Below are 19,068 nucleotides of genomic sequence, written 5' to 3'. Positions count from 1 at the left end.
CGGCGCGGCCGGGCTTCGCGGCCTCCGGCCGCGGTCAGGCCGGGGAGAGGAGGAAGATCTCGTCCCACCCGGTCGCCCGCGGTGCGAGCACGCCGCAGAGCGCGAGCAGCACGCCGGCCGCACCGTTGACGAATCCCGGGTCGTCGACCGGCTCGCCGGGCCTGGGCTCGTCCGCCATCACGTACGGGCGGGCCTCGTCCGCCTTCGAGAGCACGGCCCGGAGCGACTGCTCGGCCATCGACTCGAAGGCGGCCGAGCCGGTGAGCGCGTGAGCCCGCTGATAGATCGCCAGCAGCCCGGCGTGGCCGTGGCAGAGGTTGGGCGAGAAGATGTACCGCTCGGCCGGCGACCAGTCCACCACCCGTTGCAGGGCTCCGACCGCGGTCGCCTCGAGGGCGGTGTCACCGAGCACCCGGGCCGCGTTCAGCAGGGCGGTGCCGATGCCCGGAGCGCCGTAGCACCAGGCGGCGCGCGCGGACCGTCGGCCGGTCGGGGGGACGGGCAGCCCGGTCCCCTCCTCGGCCTGGAGCACGTTCGGCCAGGCAGCGCCGGGCACGTCGTCCCTGAGCCGGTTCTCGACCAGCCAGGCCGTGGTCCGCGCGATCGTCTCGGCCGGGCCCGACCCGCCGATCCCGGCGACGGCCGCGGCGGACAGCCCCGCCACGATGCCCGGAAGGCCGTGCGCGAAGCCGATGTTGTACATCCCGTACGGGGCCTGCTCGTCGTAGCCCGGGTAGGCCGCGTAGTAGTCCGTCGACGTGAACCAGCCGAACCGGTGCCGGTCGTCCGGCTCGGTCACCCGCAGGAGGTACGCCGTCAGCCGCTCGGCCGCGGTGCGGATCGGGTCGCCCGGCCGGGACTCCAGCACCGAGCAGAGCCGCACGGCCGCGGCCAGCTGCCCGGCCGCACCCGAGATGACGTCGAAGGCGGAGAGCGGCAGTCCCTTCCCGGGCTCCAGGAGCGGCCTGGCGGCGATCTGCTCGCCGAGCCGGTCGGCGACCCGGCGCAGGGACGGCAGGTAGCGGCCGTCGTGGATCGAGAATTCGAGCAGGATGCTGGCGAAGCCCGCGGTGCCGTTGTAGAGACCGGCCTCGGACAGCGGCCTTTCGGCGGTGGCCTGCGCCGAACGGCGGAGCACGGCCTGTGCCGCCTCGATCAGCCCGGGCTCGTCCAGCGCCTTTCCGGCGTGCAGCAGCGACAGTGCGATCCCTGGATAGCCGTCGGCCAGGCTCGCCCCGTCCGAAAGCGGCTCGGGTCCCGTCGGTTCCCCCGACGCCCCCGGCGTGCGGGCGAAAACCGTCAGCCGATCAGCCACGGACCGGGCCACCTCCGCGGTCCTCACATCGAGATCCAGCACCGCCACTGCGAATTCCCCCAGAATCACATCGCCGATACCCGGCAGCATTTCCGAACGTACGCGCCTCGAGTGCGCCGACCCGTTCGCCGAAGAATCCCGGAAAGGATTCCGGCTCATTCGGGAGGGCTCCCGGCGCAGGACAGCGCCAGGAGCCCCCCAGGTCGGCGTCGGCGCCGACGAGCGACTAGCAGACGGTCGGGAAGCCGACCGTGATCGGGCAGTTGCACGAGTTGCCACAGGACCAGCACGTGGTGCCGATGGTGGCGAAACCGTCCGGCGTGTTGGCCGCCTCGGGAGCAACAGCCACGCGGACGTCGAGGTCGAAGTCCTGCTCCATTTTTACCTCCATCACGAATTCATCCTTCCCGCTCCCCCGACCGGGTTTCCACGAAATTCCGCACGAAGGAGCGGCTGTAGGAGTTTTCTAGCACGCCCCTCGAACGCGGGAGCCGATTTGTACGATCGATTCGAGCCAACAGAACCGCGCCTCCGGCAACGGCCACCCGAAAAGTGCTGGTCAACCGACCGCCGGACGGGGCGGCCGAGCGATCAAGATGGCTGATCTCGTCATTGGCGGACTCGAACACGAAGTACCAGATGTCCACCTTGGACAAGTTCGTCGACATTGAATAATTCGGCCACATTGCGGGTGATCATCCGTATACCGGAAGACCGGAACGGGCGCCGGCGTTCGGACGCATTCCCACCCGAAAACACGGCGGCGGGCCCGGACACGCAACCGTGTCCGGGCCCGCCGCCGAGGATGACCGCGGCGCGCGTCAGTGCGCGGCGGCCTCCCAGTCGGCGCCGACGCCGACGGAGACGTCGAGCGGGGCGCGCAGCGGGTAGGCGCCGGCCATCTGCTCGCGGACGACGGCCTCGACCGGCTCGCGCTCGCCCGGGGCGAGTTCCAGCACGATTTCGTCGTGCACCTGGAGCAGCATCCGGGAGGTCAGCCCGGCGGCGCGCAGGGCCTCGTCGACCCGCAGCATGGCGATCTTGACGATGTCGGCGGCCGAGCCCTGGATGGGGGCGTTGAGGGCCATCCGCTCGGCCATCTCGCGGCGCTGGCGGTTGTCGCTGTTGAGGTCGGGCAGGTAGCGGCGGCGGCCGAGCAGGGTCTCGGTGTAGCCGGTGGCGCGGGCCTCCTCGACGACCCGGTGCAGGTAGTCGCGCACGCCGCCGAAGCGCTCGAAGTAGGTGTCCATCAGGCCCTGGGCCTCGGCGGGCTTGATGTTGAGCTGCTGCGAGAGCCCGTACGCGGAGAGCCCGTACGCCAGGCCGTAGGACATCGCCTTGATCTTGCGCCGCATCTCGGCGTCGACCGCCGCGCCCGGGACCTCGAAGACCTGGGAGGCGACGGTGGTGTGGAGGTCCTCGCCGGAGGCGAAGGCCTCGATCAGGGCCTCGTCCTCGGAGAGGTGCGCCATGATCCGCAGTTCGATCTGCGAGTAGTCGGCGGTGAGCAGCGACTCGTAGCCGGCCCCGACGACGAAGGCGCGGCGGATGGCGCGCCCCTCCTCGGTGCGGACCGGGATGTTCTGCAGGTTCGGGTCCTGCGAGGAGAGCCGGCCGGTGGCGGCGACCATCTGGTTGAAGGTGGTGTGGATCCGGCCCTGCGGGGAGACGGTCTTGAGCAGGCCCTCGACGGTGGTGCGCAGCTTGGCCTGGTCGCGGTGGCGCAGCAGGATGACCGGCAGTTCGTTGTCGGTCTGGGTGGCGAGCCAGGTGAGCGCGTCGGCGTCGGTGGTGTAGCCGGTCTTGATCTTCTTGGTCTTGGGGAGGGCGAGTTCGCCGAAGAGGATCTCCTGCAGCTGCTTGGGCGAGCCGAGGTTGAACTCGCGCCCGGCGGCGGCGTGGGCCTCTTCGACGCAGCGCTGGATCTCGGCGGCGAACTGGGCCTCGAGCCGGGTGAGCCAGTCGCGGTCGGCGGCGATGCCGTTGCGCTCCATCCGGGCGAGGAGGGCGGCGATGGGCAGTTCCATGTCGTGCAGCAGCTCGGCGGCGCCGACCTCGGCGAGGCGGGTGTCGAAGAGCGCGGCGAGGTCGAGCACGGCGCGGGCCTGGAGCATCAGCGCCTGGGCGCGCGCGGCCTCGGCGTCGACGCCGTCCTCCTCCGGGGCGTCGAAGGCGAGTTGGCCGCTCTCGGCGGCGGGGGCGGCCGGGGTGAGCGAGCGGGCCAGGTACTCCTCGGCGAGCACCTCCAGGGTGAAGGTGCGGCGGCCGGGCTTCTCCAGGTAGGCGGCGAGCGCGGTGTCGGCGACGACCCCGGCGATGGTCCAGCCGCGTTCGGCGAAGGCCCGCATGACCTGCTTGGCGATGTGCAGGGCCTTGGGGGCCGACGCGTCGGCGAGCCAGTCGGCGAAGGCCTGTTCGTCCTCCTCGGCGAGCAGCGCCGGGTCGAACCAGGCGGCCGCCTCCCCTGCGGCGAGCGCCACTTCGGTGACCTCGCCGGTGCCGAGGGCCCACTGGTAGACGGCGGCCAGCGCCACCGGCGCCTTGTCGTCACGGGCGTGCTCGCGCAGCCAGGCGGCCAGGGTGCCCGGGTCGGTGAGGAGTTCGCCGTCGACCTCGACGCCGGGGGCGAGTTCGGCCTCCGCGGCCTCCGCGGCACCGGCCGGGTCGATCCCGAACACCCGGTCGCGGAAGTTGGCGTTGCGGAACTCCAGCGACTCCATCAGGGTGCCGACGGCGTCCCGGTCGAAGGGCTGCCGGGCCAGGTCGGGGACGCCCAGCGGGAGTTCGACGTCGCGGACCAGCTCGGTGAGCACCCGGTTGCGCTTGACCGAGTCGAGGTTGTCGCGCAGCTTCTCGCCGATCTTGCCCTTCACCTCGTCGGCGCGGGCGACGAGTTCGTCGAAGGAGCCGAACTGGTTGACCCACTTGGCGGCGGTCTTCTCGCCGACGCCGGGGATGCCGGGCAGGTTGTCGGACGGGTCCCCGCGCAGGGCTGCGAGGTCGGGGTACTGGCGCGGGGTGACGCCGTACTTCTCGGTGACCTTCTCCGGGGTGAAGCGGGTGAGCTCGGAGACGCCCTTGGTCGGGTAGAGCACGGTGACGTGGTCGGTGACGAGTTGGAGGGAGTCGCGGTCGCCGGTGACGATGTCGACGTCGTAGCCGGCCGCTTCGGCGGCGGTGGCGAGGGTGGCGATGATGTCGTCGGCCTCGAAGCCCTCGACCGTCATCCGGGGGACGTTCATGGCGTCGAGGAGTTCGCCGATCAGGCCGATCTGGCTCTTGAACTCGTCCGGCGTCTTGGCCCGGTTGGCCTTGTAGTCGGGGAACTCGGCGGAGCGGAAGGTCTGCCGGGAGAGGTCGAAGGCGACGGCGAGGTGGGTGGGCCGTTCGTCCCGGACGGTGTTGGCGAGCATCGAGGCGAAGCCATAGACCGCGTTGGTGGGCTGTCCGGTGGAGGTGTTGAAGTTCTCCACCGGCAGGGCGTAGAAGGCCCGGTAGGCCATCGAGTGCCCGTCGAGCAGCATCAGCCGGGGCCGCGGGCCGGCCCCGCCGCCACCCGTCGCGCCCTTGTCCGTACTCTGCGTAGCCACGTCAACGTCCGTTCCTGCCGATTCCACTACCGGCCCCCGATCCTATGGCCCGGCACCGACAAAAGGGGCGCCGCGCCGGTCGGGCCGGGCCCACTACCAGTGAGTAGGACGGTCGTACGATCACAGGCAGCACGACGACGTGACCCCAGAGCGGCAGGAGTTCCCCCGATGACCGACGCGGCCCCCGGCACCGCCCCCGAGAACGCCCCGGGCACCGCCCCCGACGGCGCCCCGGCCACCGTCCTGAACGTCCCGCAGGACGTGCTGGACCACTTCGCCAAGCTCGGCGTGAACCCGGAGACCTTCTCCGGCGGCCACCTCGGCGAGAAGCTCGGCATCCGGATCGTCGAGGCCTCCGGCGACCGGGTCGTCGGCACCATGCCGGTGGAGGGCAACCAGCAGCCGTACGGGCTGCTGCACGGCGGCGCCTCGGCGGCGCTGGCGGAGACCCTCGGCTCGATCGGCGCGATGCTGCACGCCGGCCCGGGCCGCTACGCGGTGGGCGTGGACCTCAACGCCACCCACCACCGCTCGGCCACCTCCGGCCTGGTCACCGGCGTGGCGACGGCGGTGTTCAAGGGCCGCACCGCCGCGACGTACGAGATCGCGATCACCGACGACACCGGCAAGCGGATCACCAGTTGCCGGCTGACCTGCATGCTGCGCGACCTGTAACGGGCCCCCGAGGAGATCAACGGGCCTCCGGGCAGCGCCAGTTCACCACCGAGAACACCAAGTCTCCTTCCCGCCCCCTTGTTTGACCTTCCGCCGCCCTGGGCAGGCGTTGGTCTGAACGAGGGGGCGTCGGCATGTCCGGATGCGATCGGCACGCTCCCAAAACCTGTAACACTGCGTAACAGCCAGGAAATCCCAGCGGGCGACTGTTCCGCGGCCCCCCGAGGCGCGGAACCTCTTCGCCGCACCCCCGCCGTCCGCAATGCGGACGTGCACGGCCGAATGCCGCACACCGGACAGCACTGTCCGATTATCGACGCTGCCAGCTGCAACCCCCATTTCTGGCCCTTACATCCCTCTACCAGCAAGTAAACGCCCGGCAGTTCAGGATCGGTCGAGCCGGAACGACCACATGCTGAGACAAATGCTCCGTGTGCTCATAACAAGAGAATCACAGCCTGCCCGCAGCACTGCCCGAGCCGCCCAACGGCATCTAGAGTCACGGCCAGTCACCGCGCCATCCGGAATGGGCCCGGCCCTCCGCGCATCCCGGCTCCCGCCACTCAGGCGCGGGCGCCTCCTGAACCGAATGGGGACCCTCGTGCGTCATCGTTCCGCAATTGTCGTGAGCATTGCCGTGATCGGCGCCCTCAGCCTCACCGCCTGCGGCTCCCGCGGCGGGAAGTCCGGCGACAACGCCGGCGGCAAGGACAACGGCTCCACCACCGTCGTCATCGGCGTCGACGCCCCGCTCACCGGCGACCTCTCCGCCCTCGGCCTCGGCATCCGCAACTCCGTCGACCTCGCCGTCAAGAACGCCAACGCGACCAACGAGGTCCCCGGCGTCAAGTTCGAGGTCAAGGCCCTCGACGACACCGCCAAGCCCGCCCCCGGCCAGCAGAACGCCACCCAGCTCGTCGGCGACCCCAAGGTCCTCGGCGTCGTCGGCCCGCTCAACTCCAGCGTCGCCCAGTCCATGCAGCAGATCTTCGACGACGCCAGCCTCACCGAGATCTCCCCCGCCAACACCGGCGTCGCCCTCAGCCAGGGCGAGAAGTGGGCCAGCGGCGACAAGAAGCGCCCCTTCAAGTCCTACTTCCGCACCGCCACCACCGACGCCGTCCAGGGCCCCTTCGCCGCCCAGTTCCTCTACAACGACGCCAAGAAGACCAAGGTCTTCCTCATCGACGACCAGAAGACCTACGGCGCCGGCCTCGCCTCCACCTTCAAGGGCGAATTCACCAAGCTCGGCGGCACCCTCGCCGGCGAGGAGCACGTCAACCCCGACGACCGCGACTTCTCCGCCATCGTCACCAAGGTCAAGACCTCCGGCGCCGACGCCGTCTACTACGGCGGCGAGTACCCCGCCGCCGGCCCGCTCTCCCTCCAGCTCAAGGACGCCGGCGTCAACATCCCCCTGATGGGCGGCGACGGCATCCAGAGCGGCGACTTCATCAAGCTCAACCCCAAGGGCCAGGGCGACTTCGCCACCGCCGTCGGCCTGCCCGTCGAATCCCTCGACACCGCCAAGAAGTACATCGCCGACTACAAGGCCGCCGGCTACAAGGACGCCTACGAGACCTACGGCGGCTACTCCTACGACAGCGCCTGGGCCATCATCCAGGCCGTCAAGTCCGTCGTGAACAGCAACAACGGCAAGCTCCCCACCGGCGACGGCCTGCGCAAGAGCGTCCGCGACGCCGTCCAGAAGGTCTCCTTCGACGGCGTCACCGGCAAGGTCTCCTTCGACGAGTTCGGCGACACCACCAACAAGCAGCTCACCGTCTACACCGTCAAGGACGGCAAGTGGGCCGTGGAGAAGTCCGGCACCTTCAACGGCTGACACCTTCAACGGCTGACACGCCGGCCGGCCCCACCGAACCACCAGCGCGCGGGGGCACCACGAGTGCCCCCGCGCGCCCCCACATCCACCACCCACGCGGACACCCCCGAACGCACTACGGAGGCCCAGCGGTGCACGACCTACCGCAGCAGCTGGCCAACGGCCTGATCCTCGGCGCCCTCTACGGACTCGTCGCGATCGGCTACACGATGGTCTACGGCATCGTCCAGCTCATCAACTTCGCCCACGGCGAGATCGTCATGGTCGGCGGCTTCGGCGCCCTGACCGCCTACCTCGCCCTCCCCGGCGGCACCACCCTGTGGCTGGCCCTACCCCTCATGCTGATCGCCGGCATCCTGGTCTCCACCCTCACCGCCGTCGCCGCCGAACGCTTCGCCTACCGGCCGCTGCGCAACGCCCCCCGGCTCGCCCCCCTGATCACCGCGATCGGGCTGTCCATCTTCCTCCAGCAACTCGTCTTCTCCTTCTACCCCGACGCCAAGAAGGCCCGGGTCTTCCCCAAGATCCCCGGCGACCCCTTCTCCTTCGACTTCCCCAAGTTCGTCCAGGAGTACCTGCACCTCGGCTCCGTCACCTTCCAGCGCAGCGACCTCTTCCTGATCATCGCCGCCCCGCTGTGCATGCTCATCCTCGGCTGGTTCGTCACCCGCACCCGCTCCGGCCGCGCCATGCAGGCCACCAGCCAGGACCCCGACACCGCCAAGCTGATGGGCATCGACACCGACCGCATCATCGTCATGGCCTTCGCCATCGGCGCAGCGTTCGCCGCCGTCGCCGCCGTCGCCTACGGACTGCGCAGCGGCCAGGTCGACTTCCGGATGGGCTTCATCCTCGGCCTCAAGGCCTTCACCGCCGCCGTCCTCGGCGGCATCGGCAACATCTACGGCGCCATGCTCGGCGGCCTCGCCCTCGGCCTCGCCGAAGCCCTCGCCACCGGCTACATCCAGCACCTGCCCGGCATGCACCTCTTCGGAGGCGGCGCCTGGAAGGACGTCTGGGCCTTCGTACTCCTCATCCTCGTGCTCCTCGTCCGGCCCCAAGGCCTGCTCGGCGAGCGCGTCTCGGACAGGGCGTGACCACCATGACCACCACCAGCACCGAGACCACCCCGGTCATCCCCCTGCCCGCCCCCGCCGCCACCGCCCTCACCGGCCTCGGCGCCCTCCTCACCGCCGCCTCCGCCGCCATGTCCTGGACCTGGACCAGCGACTTCCCCGGCGACCTCACCTACTACGGCTCCCCCGCCGGACTCCAGTGGCTCGCCGTCGTCGCCGGCGTCCTCACCCTCGTCCTGCTGCTCGCCGCCCAAGGCGTCCCCGGCCTGCGCTGGGCCGCCCCCAGCCGCAGCAACAACGCCGTCCTGTTCGCCGCCACCGGCGCCCTCGCCGTCGCCGCCTACTCCGTCACCGCCATCTCCGTCGAACTCGGCGGCCTCGCCAACCTCGAACCCGGCGGCTGGGTCCTCGCCGCCGGCGGCCTGCTCGGCGTCCTCGGCGCCCTCGGCCTCCCCCTCGACCGGCGCACCGCCGTCCCGCTGCGGATCCTCGACAAGCGGCTCTTCCTGCTCGTCCCCGCCGCCCCCATCGGCTGGTTCGCCGCCCACGCCATCCCCGACGACCAGCCGGTCGCCCCGGTGATGACCGCCCTGGCCGGCGCCCTCGCCATCGCCGCCGGCGTCGTCCTGCTGCTCCAGCTCGGCCACCTCGCCAACAGCCGGATCCGTCTCGGCACCGTCGAACGCCCGCTCCCCGCGGCCCGCCAACTCCCCTCCTGGGCCGAGGTCCTGCTCATCGTCCTGGCCTTCGGACTCGGCCTGTACGCGATCACCTTCGGCATCGACACCGAGTACGGCGAGCTCTTCATCGGCTACCTGCTGCTCGCCGCCCCCTCGATCGCCGCCCTCGCCAAGTCCGGACTGCTCGGCCGGCTGCGCGCCCTGACCGTCAAGTACCGCCCGGTCACCACCGGCGCCGCCTTCGCCGCCGCCGCCAGCTTCCCCTTCACCCAGAGCAGCGACCAGTACACCTCGGTCGCCACCAACATCCTGATCTTCGCCACCGTCGCCCTCGGCCTCAACATCGTCGTCGGCCTGGCCGGCCTGCTCGACCTCGGGTACGTCGCCTTCCTCGGCGTCGGCGCCTACGCCGCCGCCCTGGTCTCCGGCTCCCCCGCCTCGCCCATCCACGTCCAGTTCCCGTTCTGGGCCGCGATGCTCACCGGCGCCGCCGTCTCCATGGTCTTCGGCGTCCTGATCGGCGCCCCCACCCTGCGGCTGCGCGGCGACTACCTCGCCATCGTCACCCTCGGCTTCGGCGAGATCTTCCGCATCACCATGCTCAACCTCAACGGCACCACCGGCCCCAAGATCACCAACGGCTCCAACGGCATCCCCCGCATCCCCGACCTGGAGATCTTCGGCTTCGACCTCGGCAAGCCGCACACCGTCGGCGGCATCGAACTCGGCCGCTTCTCCAACTACTACCTGCTGATGCTGCTGGTCACCGCCCTCGTCGTACTGATCTTCGCCCGCGTCGGCAACTCCCGCATCGGCCGCGCCTGGGTCGCCATCCGCGAGGACGAGACCGCCGCCGAAGCCATGGGCATCAACGGCTTCCGCCTCAAGCTCCTCGCCTTCGCCCTCGGCGCCTGCCTGGCCGGCCTGGCCGGCACCGTCCAGGCCCACGTCAGCTACACCGTCACCCCCGACCAGTACACCTTCGCCGAAGCCCTCCCCCCCAACTCCGCCTTCCTGCTCGCCGCCGTCATCCTCGGCGGCATGGGCACCATCAGCGGCCCCCTGGCCGGCGCCACCCTCCTCTTCCTCATCCCCAAGAAGCTGGAATTCCTCTCCGACTACCAGCTCCTCGCCTTCGGCGCCGCCCTCATCGTCCTGATGCGCGTCCGCCCCGAAGGACTCATCCCCAACCGGCGCCGCCAACTCGAGTTCCACGAAGCCGCCATCCCGGCCCAGCCCACCGGCGAACCGGGCGCACTCACCAAGGCAGGGGCGTGACGCGCCAGATGACCACCACCGCAACGCCATCCACCGCAACCACCCTGCTCGACGTCACCGGCGTCACCATGCGCTTCGGCGGCCTCACCGCCGTCAACGACGTCTCCCTCACCGTCGGCGAAGGCGAGATCATCGGCCTCATCGGCCCCAACGGCGCCGGCAAGACCACCTTCTTCAACTGCCTCACCGGCCTCTACGTCCCCACCGAGGGCACCGTCCGCTACCGCGGCACCCAACTGCCCCCCAAACCCCACCTCGTCACCCAGGCCGGCATCGCCCGCACCTTCCAGAACATCCGGCTCTTCGCCAACATGACCGTCCTGGAAAACGTCCTCGTCGGCCGCCACAGCCGCACCAAGGAAGGCATCTTCGCCGCCATCCTCCGCGGCCCCCGCTACCACCGCGCCGAAGCCGAGAGCCGCGAGAAGGCCATGGAACTCCTCGCCTTCACCGGCCTCGCCGAAAAGGCCGACCACCTCGCCCGCAACCTCCCCTACGGCGAACAGCGCAAGCTGGAGATCGCCCGCGCCCTCGCCTCCGACCCCGGCCTGCTGCTCCTCGACGAACCCACCGCGGGCATGAACCCCCAGGAGACCCGCGCCGCCGAGGAACTCGTCTTCGCCATCCGCGACCGCGGCATCTCCATCCTCGTCATCGAGCACGACATGCGGTTCATCTTCAACCTCTGCGACCGCACCGCCGTCCTCGTCCAGGGCCAGAAGATCGTCGAAGGCGACCGCGAGACCGTCCAGAACGACGAACGGGTCATCACCGCCTACCTCGGCGCCCCGCTCGAAACCCCCGCAACACCGGAGGACCCCAAGTGACCGCGCTCCTCGAGGTCGAGGACCTCCGCGTCGCCTACGGCAAGATCGAAGCCGTCAAGGGCATCAGCTTCACCGTCGACCAGGGCGAGGTCACCACCCTCATCGGCACCAACGGCGCCGGCAAGACCACCACCCTGCGCACCCTCTCCGGCCTCCTCAAGCCCACCGCCGGCCGGATCACCTTCGACGGCCAGGACCTGAGCACCGTCCCCGCGCACAAGATCGTCGCCCTCGGCCTCGCCCACTCCCCCGAAGGCCGGCACATCTTCCCCCGCATGACCATCGAGGAGAACCTCCTCCTCGGCGCCTTCCTGCGCACCGACACGGCGGGCATCCAGTCCGACGTGGAACGCGCCTACACCCTCTTCCCCATCCTCGGCGAACGCCGCAAGCAGGCCGCCGGCACGCTGTCCGGCGGCGAGCAGCAGATGCTCGCCATGGGCCGGGCCCTGATGTCCCAGCCCAAACTGCTGATGCTGGACGAGCCCTCGATGGGCCTCTCCCCGCTGATGATGCAGAAGATCATGTCCACCATCGTCGAACTCAAGGCGTCCGGTACGACCATCCTCCTGGTCGAACAGAACGCCCAGGCCGCCCTGTCGCTCTCCGACCGCGGCTACGTCATGGAAACCGGCCGCATCGTCCTCTCCGGGACGGGCGCCGACCTCCTCCACGACGAGTCCGTCCGCAAGGCCTACCTCGGCGAGGACTGAGCCCGCACACGCGAAAGGGCCCGGCGGACGATCCGCCGGGCCCTTCGCCTGCGCGCTACTCGCCCTTGTCGCCCTCTTCCGCCTTCTTGCGGTCCTGGGCCTCGCCCTCCTCGATGACCGCCTCGGCCACCGCCGCCATCGTCATCCGCCGGTCCATCGAGGTCTTCTGGATCCATCGGAAGGCAGCCGGCTCGTTCAGCCCGAACTTCGTCTGCAGCACACCCTTGGCGCGGTCCACCAGCTTCCGGGTCTCCAGCCGCTGGGTGAGATCCCCGATCTCCTTCTCCAGCTCCCGCATCTCGGTGTACCGCGACACCGCCATCTCGATCGCCGGGACTAGGTCCGCCTTCGAGAACGGCTTCACGATGTACGCCATCGCGCCCGCGTCCCGCGCCCGGTCCACCAGCTCCCGCTGCGAGAAGGCGGTCAGCATCAGGACGGGAGCCAGGTGCTTCTCGTGGATCTGCTCAGCGGCGGAGAGCCCGTCCAGGATCGGCATCTTCACGTCGAAGATCGCCAGATCCGGCTTCAACTCCTCCACCAGCCGCACCGCCGTCTCCCCGTCGCCGGCCTCACCGACGACGGTGTACCCCTCCTCCTCCAGCATCTCCTTCAGGTCGAGACGGATCAGCGCCTCGTCCTCGGCGATCACGATCCGGGTGATCTGGGGCATATCGGTCTCAAGCGGCTGTGCCTGCTCGTCGGCGGTGCTCACTGGGCTCCTAGTTCCGGCGGGGTACTGCATGCACGAGGGTACCTAGACACGGTATGTTTGAGTTAATCGATTCGGGCAGCCGCCTTCGAATCGTAGGCCCCGATAGCCCAATCGGCAGCAGGCAGTGGTCTCAAACACCATACAGTGTGGGTTCGAATCCCACTCGGGGCACTTTACCTTCAAATCAAAGGAAGCCTGGGCCTAGCCCAGGCTGCATGAGGGCTTCACTCGTCCGAGTGAAGCCCTCATGTTTTGCCTGCCGTCATGTCAACCGCCTATGCAATCTCGGTCACATGTACGACATGGCCACCCGGCAGCGAGCGCTCGACCTCCACGCCTCCGGGCTGACCTTCAGCCAAGTAAGCCGCGCGACCGGTATATCCCGGTTCGCGATCCGCGAGTGGGCCTCCGGTGCCGTCCCCAGCCCTCGCATGACCGCCGAGTGCCCGGTCCGCGACGGCCGGCTCGACCCATCCCGCCCACGCGCGGAGTACGCCTACCTGCTCGGCCTCTACCTCGGCGACGGCTGTATCAGCGAGGGCCGCCGCAAGGTCCACGCCCTCCGCATCGCCTGCTGCGATGCCTGGCCCGGCCTCATCGACGAGTGCGAGCGGGCCGTCTCCGCCGTCATGCCGCACAACAAGGTCAACCGCGTCCGCGCGCCCGGCTGCACCAGCGTCGTGAGCACCAGCAAGCACTGGCCCTGCCTGTTCCCGCAGCACGGCCCCGGCCCGAAGCACCTGCGGTCGATCTCCCTGGCGCCTTGGCAGCAGGAGATCGTGGACGCCCACCCGTGGGAGTTCCTGCGCGGGCTGATCCACTCCGACGGCTGCCGCATCACCAACTGGGCGACCCGCACCGTCAATGGCGTCACAAAGCGCTACGAGTACCCGCGGTTCTTCTTCACCAACACCTCGACCGACATCATCGGCCTCTTCACCGCCACCCTCGACGCCGTCGGCGTCGCCTGGAAGGCCGCGCCGCGCGCTACCGGCGCCACCAACGTCTCCGTCGCCCTGATGGACGCCCACATCGGCCCCAAGTACTGACAGCGGCGCGGCCCTTCCGCCGGAAGGGCCGCGCCGCGTACGAAGCCTCAGTCGTCCAGGGTCCCCACGTGGTGGACGCGGACGAGGTTGGTGGAGCCGGCCAGGCCGGGCGGGGAGCCGGCGGTGATGACGACGATGTCGCCCTTCTGGCAGCGGCCGAGGGAGAGCAGGGCCGCGTCGACCTGTTCGACCATCTGGTCGGTGGTCGGGGCGAAGGGGCCGAGGAAGGTCTCCACGCCCCAGGTGAGGGCGAGTTGGCTGCGCACGGCCGGTTCGTAGGTGAAGGCGAGCACCGGGATGGGCGAGCGGTAGCGGGTGAGCCGCCGGGCGGTGTCGCCGGACTGGGTGAAGGCGACCAGGTACTTGGCGTGCAGGAAGTCGCCGATCTCGGCGGCCGCGCGGGCGACGGCGCCGCCCTGGGTCCGCGGCTTGCTGCCGGTGGTCAGCGGGGGCAGCCCGGCGGCCAGGATGTCGTTCTCGGCGGCTTCGATGATCCGGCCCATGGTCTTGACCGTCTCGATCGGGAACTTGCCGACCGAGGTCTCGCCGCTGAGCATCACCGCGTCCGTCCCGTCGAGGACGGCGTTGGCGACGTCGGAGGCCTCGGCGCGGGTTGGCCGGGAGGCGTTGATCATGGAGTCGAGCATCTGGGTCGCCACGATGACGGGCTTGGCGTTGCGCCTGGCCAGCTTGATGGCGCGCTTCTGGACCAGCGGGACCTGTTCGAGGGGCATCTCCACGCCCAGGTCCCCGCGGGCCACCATGATGCCGTCGAAGGCGTCCACGATGGAGTCGAGGTTCTCGACCGCCTGCGGCTTCTCGATCTTGGCGATGACCGGGACGTACCGCCCCTCCTCCGCCATCACCCGGTGCACGTCCTCGATGTCGCGCCCGGTGCGGACGAAGGAGAGCGCGATCAGGTCGGCGCCGGTGCGCAGCGCCCACCGCAGGTCGGCGACGTCCTTGTCGCTGAGTGCGGGGACGGAGACGGCGACGCCGGGGAGGTTGAGGCCCTTGTGGTCGGAGACGAGTCCGCCTTCGATGACGAGGCATCGCACCCGTGGTCCGTCGACGGCGACGACTTCCAGGGTGACGCGGCCGTCGTCGACGAGGATGCGTTCGCCGCGGCTGACGTCGCCGGCGAGGCCGGCGTAGGTGGTGCCGCAGATGTCCTTGTCCCCCACGACGCCGTTGTCGGTGGAGATGGTGAACTCGTCGCCGCGTTCGAGGAGTACGGGCCCGTGGGCGAAGGTGTCGAGTCGGATCTTCGGGCCTTGGAGGTCGGCGAGGACGCCGACGCTCCGGCCGGTCTCGTCGGCGGCCTTGCGGACGCGACGGTAGCGTTCTTCGTGTTCGGCGTGGGTGCCGTGGCTGAGGTTGAAGCGGGCGATGTCCATTCCGGCGTCGACCAGGGTCTTGATCTGGTCGTACGAGTCGGTGGCCGGCCCGAGGGTGCAGACGATTTTTGCTCGGCGCATACTGCTGAGGGTAGGCATTACCGGCGCGTAACCTCGACGTGGTTCCGGACTGCGGGATGACCTTTGTCGTAAGGCGAGTTGAACAATCTGACACTTCCTCAAACCGGTGTGCGAGGGGTCCGGCGAGGGGTCCAGCGAGAGGTTCGTCGAGGGGTCCGGCGCGGGGTTCGTCGAGGGTTGTACGGGCGCCCTGCCGGAGCCCCCCTTCCGATGCGATTCCGTGAAACGGTGTTCACCCCTGGTTCACCGCACCTTCCGCCCGTGCTCCCCGCCCGGCGGGACGCTCGTCACCCCCGGGTGACGGCATCCGGGTGGCGGAGCAACGAGGGGGAGGCGCTCGCGATGAGACGACGCGCTCTGGGGGTGCTCGCAGCCCTGGCCCTGCTGGGCGGGGTGACGTACGCGCTGGTCCCGGGGGACGCCGGGACGGGCCCGGCGAAGACGGTCACGGTCACCGGGCTGATCGGTTCGGAGAAGCGGAGCTTCTTCGAGAACGCCGAGGTGAAGGCCGAGTTGGCGAAGCAGGGGGTGGAGGTGCGCGCCGACTCGACCGGTTCCTGGACGATGGGCGAGCAGGCGAGGAGCAGTTCCGGGCTGGACTTCGCGTTTCCGGCGAGCACGGCGCCGGCTCACGAGATCCAGCGCGACTGGGGGTTGCAGGACTCCCCGCTGGTGCCGTTCTACTCGCCACTGGTGGTGGTGGCGCACGCGCCGGTCGCGCAGATCCTCAAGGACAGCAACCTGGCCGCGCGGGACGATTCGACCGGTGTGTGGACGTTCCGGATGGACGAGTACGTCCGTGCCCTCAAGGCCGGGCGCAAGTGGCAGGACCTGCCGGGCACGGGGAGTCACGGGGAGTTGTCGGGCCCGATCTTCGTCACCACCACCGACCCGGAGAGTTCCTCCTCGGGGGCGCTGTACATCGCGCTGCTGTCGTACGTCCTGAACAACAACCTGGTGGTCTCCGACGACGCCGGGGTCGAGGCCGTCCGGCCGGTCCTGTACCAGGCGACCGCGCTGCAGGGCGGCCAGAAGAGCAGCAGTGACGAGCCGTTCCGGGACTTCCTGGCCGGGGTCGGCAACCCGCTGATCTTCGGCTACGAGTCGCAGGTCGCCGCGATGGCCGTCCAGGGCCAGCCGACGGGGGACATGGTGGTGATGTACCCGGACACCACGGCCTACTCCGACCACACGATCATCGCCCGCACCGAGAACGGCCGGAAGCTCGCCGGACTGCTGCAGAACGACGAGGCGCTGCGCGCCCTGGAGGTCCGGTTCGGCTTCCGTCCGCAGGCGGCCGGCGGCGCGTTCGCCGACCGGGTGAGGGACGTCAAGCAGCCGGTCTTCGCCCAGGACCTGAACGCGGCGAGGGTGAAGCAGGCGACCGTCCCGTCGCTGGACAACCTGACCAAGCTGACCAAGGCGGCGAAGGGGAGCCCGAAGTGAACCTCCTGACGAAGCGGCCGGCCCGGCTGGCCGCCGTCCTGGCGGCGGTGCTCGCCGCGGTGACCGCCTGCACCTCCTCCCCCGCCCCGGCGCCGGTGCCGAACCCGAGCGGCTCGCTGGCCGAGACGGCGCGCCCCGGGGTGCTGCGCGTCCTGGCCGGCAGTGAACTCCAGGACCTGCAACCGGTCCTGGACGACGCCCGGAAGGCAACCGGGGTGACGGTCCAACTGGCGTTCGGCGGCACGCTGGACGGTGCGGACGCCATCTCGGCCGGCCGGGCGGACGGCAAGTACGACGCGGTCTGGTTCCCGTCGAACCAGTATCTGCGGCTGGATCCGACCGGCAGGTCCAAGGTGCTGTCGGAGACTCCGGTGATGGTCTCCCCGGTGGCCGTGGGGGTGCGGTCCTCGGTGCTGGCCGACCTCGGCTGGGGGGACGGTTCGAAGGTCACCTGGGCGCAGATCGGCGACGCGGCCGCGGCCGGGAAGCTGTCGTACGGGATGTCCGACCCGTCGCGCTCCAACTCCGGCTTCTCCGCCCTGGTCGCGGTGGCCTCGGCGTTCTCGGGCGCGGGCGCGGCGCTGACCGCGGCGGACGTGCAGAAGGCGACGCCGCAGTTGAAGCAGTTCTTCACCGGCCAGAAGCTGACCTCGGGTTCCTCGGGCTGGCTGGCGCAGGCGTACGCCAAGGCCGAGCCGGGCCGGGTCGGCGCCCTGGTGAACTACGAGTCGGTGCTGCTGTCGCTGAACCGGACCCTGCCCGCGGACCAGCAGCTGACGGTGGTGCGCCCGGTGGACGGCGTGGTGTCGGCGGACTACCCGCTGTCGCTGCTGTCCTCGGCGGGGCAGGGCGAGCGGGAGTCCTTCCAGCGGCTGGTCGGCTACCTGTTGAAGGAGGACGTGCAGAAGCGCATCTCGGAGCTGACGCTGCGCCGCCCGGTGTCGGCGGGGGTGGCCCCGGCGGCGGGGCTGCCCACCGACCGCCGCCGTGAGCTGCCGTTCCCGGGCACCCGGGAGGTGGCGGACGGCCTGCTGGCCTCGTACCAGAACGAGCTGCGCCGCCCGTCCCGGACGGTGTACGTGCTGGACACCTCGGGTTCGATGGACGGCCAGCGGCTGGCCTCGCTCAAGGCGGCGCTGGGCCGGCTGACGGGTACGGACGACACCCGGGGGCTGCGCCGCTTCCGGGACCGCGAGGAGGTGACGCTGATCTCCTTCGCGTCGGCGGTGAAGTGGTCGAGGACCCACGTCGTCCCGGCCTCGGGCAGCCAGCCCGGTCCGGAGTCCGAACTGGCGGCGATCAACGCCGACGTCCAGTCGCTGCGGGCCGAGGGCGGTACGGCGCTGTACGACTCGCTGGAGCAGGCCTACCGGGTGATCGAGGCGCAGCAGAAGGCGGCGGGGGACGACCGGTTCACGTCGATCGTGCTGATGACGGACGGGGAGAGCAACGAGGGGGCGACGGACGGGGACTTCAAGCGCTTCCACGACGGGCTGCCGTCGGGCGAGAAGTCGATCCCGGTGTTCCCGATCAAGTTCGGCGAGGCGGCGGTGGGTCAGCTGCAGGGGATCGCGGATGTGAGCGGGGGCAAGCTGTTCGACGGCGGGGGTTCGCTGGACGGGGTGTTCGAGGAGATCCGTGGCTACCAGTGACGGGTACGGCCGGTGGCTGCTGCGCTACCTGGAGTCGACCAGGAACCTGGTCGGCTGCGGGGGCGGCGCCATCGGGCTGGGGCTGCACTTCGCGGGCCTGGGCGGGTCCTGGTGGCCGGGGGTGGTGGCGGGCCTGTACGGCGTCGGCGCCCTGCTGACGCCGGGCCCGCCGCCACCGCCGCCACCGCCCCCACCGCCTCCGGCGCACCCCGAACTGGACGGGCTGGCCGCCTATCTGGAGACCGTCCCGCTGCCCGCTTCCGCCGGGGTGGACGCCCTGCTGGTGGCGTTGCGCGAGGCCGGTCCCGGCCCGGTGGCCGATCCGATCGTCCGCCACCGCCTGCCGGTCGCGGTGGACGGCTACCTACGGGCTCGCGCCTGGCTGCCGTGGGCGGAGCCGGACGCGCCGGACCCGGCGGCGGAGCTGGGCCGCGAGGTGAAGCAGCTGTCGGCCGAACTCGACTGACCGAAGTCGACCGACCGGCCGGAAGGCAGGGGCGGGGTGGCCGGAAATCGACCCTCCCGCCCCATACCACCCCTTTCTCCGCCCACCCCGGTCACGAACGAGTCGCCAAGATCTCACCTGTTGGAAACGTCGGAGGGCTATCCAGCGGCCCGGCTCGCACGGCAGACTTCTACGCGCGTCCTTCTACGCGCGTCACCGCTCTCGCGGACGCGCCACGCACGCCATTCGCACACAAGTTGACGGCCCATCCGCCGTCGTTCCCACT

Annotated in this window: 15 protein-coding genes and 1 tRNA gene; 11 read left to right on the top strand and 5 right to left on the bottom strand. The window is 70.3% G+C overall.

Annotated elements, in window-relative coordinates:
- Positions 1-34: 34 nt before the first annotated feature.
- From AB0F71_RS17625 to polA, 3 genes are all read right to left on the bottom strand, one after another.
- Positions 35-1,315, bottom strand: coding sequence for a lanthionine synthetase C family protein (locus AB0F71_RS17625; protein ID WP_360234539.1), 1,281 nt, complete (start codon positions 1,313-1,315; stop codon positions 35-37).
- 226 nt (positions 1,316-1,541) lie between these two features.
- The gene (locus AB0F71_RS17620) at positions 1,542-1,706 is read right to left on the bottom strand and encodes an FDLD family class I lanthipeptide (protein ID WP_360234894.1); all 165 of its coding nucleotides are present in this window, start codon (positions 1,704-1,706) and stop codon (positions 1,542-1,544) included.
- Between the two features lie 430 nt (positions 1,707-2,136).
- Entirely contained in the window at positions 2,137-4,839 is a 2,703-nt protein-coding gene (polA, locus tag AB0F71_RS17615; RefSeq protein WP_360234891.1) for a DNA polymerase I, read from the bottom strand.
- Between the two features lie 234 nt (positions 4,840-5,073).
- On the opposite strand from polA, the gene AB0F71_RS17610 reads away from it, so the two are divergent.
- The 6 genes from AB0F71_RS17610 to AB0F71_RS17585 all read left to right on the top strand — a co-directional run bounded on the left by AB0F71_RS17610 (position 5,074) and on the right by AB0F71_RS17585 (position 11,997).
- A complete protein-coding gene (locus tag AB0F71_RS17610) occupies positions 5,074-5,580 on the top strand; it encodes a hotdog fold thioesterase (RefSeq protein ID WP_360234536.1) in 507 nt (168 codons plus the stop codon).
- A 601-nt stretch (positions 5,581-6,181) separates the two neighbouring features.
- Positions 6,182-7,423: a branched-chain amino acid ABC transporter substrate-binding protein gene (locus AB0F71_RS17605; protein ID WP_360234533.1), complete on the top strand. Its 1,242-nt coding sequence runs from the start codon at positions 6,182-6,184 to the stop codon at positions 7,421-7,423.
- A 131-nt stretch (positions 7,424-7,554) separates the two neighbouring features.
- Complete coding sequence (locus tag AB0F71_RS17600) at positions 7,555-8,520, top strand: branched-chain amino acid ABC transporter permease (protein ID WP_360234530.1); 966 nt, start codon at positions 7,555-7,557, stop codon at positions 8,518-8,520.
- Between the two features lie 5 nt (positions 8,521-8,525).
- The gene (locus AB0F71_RS17595; protein WP_360234527.1) at positions 8,526-10,457 is read left to right on the top strand and encodes a branched-chain amino acid ABC transporter permease; all 1,932 of its coding nucleotides are present in this window, start codon (positions 8,526-8,528) and stop codon (positions 10,455-10,457) included.
- Positions 10,458-10,465: 8 nt separating this feature from the next.
- Positions 10,466-11,284, top strand: coding sequence for an ABC transporter ATP-binding protein (locus tag AB0F71_RS17590; protein WP_360234524.1), 819 nt, complete (start codon positions 10,466-10,468; stop codon positions 11,282-11,284).
- On the top strand, positions 11,281-11,997 hold the full coding sequence (locus AB0F71_RS17585) for an ABC transporter ATP-binding protein (protein WP_360234521.1): 717 nt from the start codon (positions 11,281-11,283) through the stop codon (positions 11,995-11,997). Before AB0F71_RS17590 ends, AB0F71_RS17585 begins: the two co-directional genes overlap by 4 nt.
- A gap of 55 nt (positions 11,998-12,052) precedes the next feature.
- On the opposite strand, the gene AB0F71_RS17580 is transcribed toward AB0F71_RS17585, so the two are convergent.
- Positions 12,053-12,670 (bottom strand): response regulator, encoded by a 618-nt coding sequence (locus AB0F71_RS17580; RefSeq protein ID WP_360234888.1) that lies wholly within the window; start codon positions 12,668-12,670, stop codon positions 12,053-12,055.
- 138 nt (positions 12,671-12,808) lie between these two features.
- Here AB0F71_RS17580 and AB0F71_RS17575 point away from each other — a divergent pair.
- Together AB0F71_RS17575 and AB0F71_RS17570 are read left to right on the top strand one after the other, a co-directional pair.
- Positions 12,809-12,883, top strand: a tRNA-Leu gene (locus AB0F71_RS17575).
- Between the two features lie 122 nt (positions 12,884-13,005).
- A complete protein-coding gene (locus AB0F71_RS17570; protein WP_360234518.1) occupies positions 13,006-13,761 on the top strand; it encodes a transcriptional regulator in 756 nt (251 codons plus the stop codon).
- 47 nt (positions 13,762-13,808) lie between these two features.
- Here AB0F71_RS17570 and pyk read toward each other — a convergent pair whose 3' ends face one another.
- Positions 13,809-15,239 carry a pyruvate kinase gene (gene pyk / locus AB0F71_RS17565; protein WP_360234515.1) on the bottom strand — a complete coding sequence of 477 codons (1,431 nt, stop codon included), beginning with the start codon at positions 15,237-15,239 and terminating at the stop codon, positions 13,809-13,811.
- Between the two features lie 342 nt (positions 15,240-15,581).
- Between pyk and AB0F71_RS17560 the strand changes: the two genes are divergently transcribed.
- Genes AB0F71_RS17560 through AB0F71_RS17550 form a run of 3 tightly spaced genes read left to right on the top strand, consistent with a single transcriptional unit; the run spans position 15,582 to position 18,803 of the window.
- Positions 15,582-16,685, top strand: coding sequence for a hypothetical protein (locus AB0F71_RS17560; RefSeq protein WP_360234512.1), 1,104 nt, complete (start codon positions 15,582-15,584; stop codon positions 16,683-16,685).
- On the top strand, positions 16,682-18,337 hold the full coding sequence (locus AB0F71_RS17555) for an extracellular solute-binding protein (protein WP_360234509.1): 1,656 nt from the start codon (positions 16,682-16,684) through the stop codon (positions 18,335-18,337). The genes AB0F71_RS17560 and AB0F71_RS17555 overlap by 4 nt, the downstream gene beginning before the upstream one ends.
- Positions 18,324-18,803, top strand: coding sequence for a hypothetical protein (locus tag AB0F71_RS17550; RefSeq protein WP_360234506.1), 480 nt, complete (start codon positions 18,324-18,326; stop codon positions 18,801-18,803). Before AB0F71_RS17555 ends, AB0F71_RS17550 begins: the two co-directional genes overlap by 14 nt.
- Positions 18,804-19,068 lie beyond the last annotated feature (265 nt).

The organism is Kitasatospora sp. NPDC028055, assembly GCF_040637885.1.
Classification (GTDB): Bacteria; Actinomycetota; Actinomycetes; order Streptomycetales; family Streptomycetaceae; genus Kitasatospora.
The sequence above is the reverse complement of the archived record's forward strand: the minus strand, read 5'-3'. Positions and strand labels throughout refer to the sequence as shown.

Excerpts from the sequence above, each read along its gene's own strand:
- AB0F71_RS17595 (WP_360234527.1), top strand. The coding sequence starts at position 8,526 with ATGACCACCACCAGCACCGAGACCACCCCGGTCATCCCCCTGCCCGCC.
- polA (WP_360234891.1), bottom strand. The coding sequence starts at position 4,839 with ATGCTGCTCGACGGGCACTCGATGGCCTACCGGGCCTTCTACGCCCTG.
- pyk (WP_360234515.1), bottom strand. The coding sequence starts at position 15,239 with ATGCGCCGAGCAAAAATCGTCTGCACCCTCGGGCCGGCCACCGACTCG.
- AB0F71_RS17590 (WP_360234524.1), top strand. The coding sequence starts at position 10,466 with ATGACCACCACCGCAACGCCATCCACCGCAACCACCCTGCTCGACGTC.
- AB0F71_RS17620 (WP_360234894.1), bottom strand. The coding sequence starts at position 1,706 with ATGGAGGTAAAAATGGAGCAGGACTTCGACCTCGACGTCCGCGTGGCT.
- AB0F71_RS17560 (WP_360234512.1), top strand. The coding sequence starts at position 15,582 with ATGAGACGACGCGCTCTGGGGGTGCTCGCAGCCCTGGCCCTGCTGGGC.
- AB0F71_RS17610 (WP_360234536.1), top strand. The coding sequence starts at position 5,074 with ATGACCGACGCGGCCCCCGGCACCGCCCCCGAGAACGCCCCGGGCACC.
- AB0F71_RS17580 (WP_360234888.1), bottom strand. The coding sequence starts at position 12,670 with ATGCCCCAGATCACCCGGATCGTGATCGCCGAGGACGAGGCGCTGATC.
- AB0F71_RS17570 (WP_360234518.1), top strand. The coding sequence starts at position 13,006 with ATGTACGACATGGCCACCCGGCAGCGAGCGCTCGACCTCCACGCCTCC.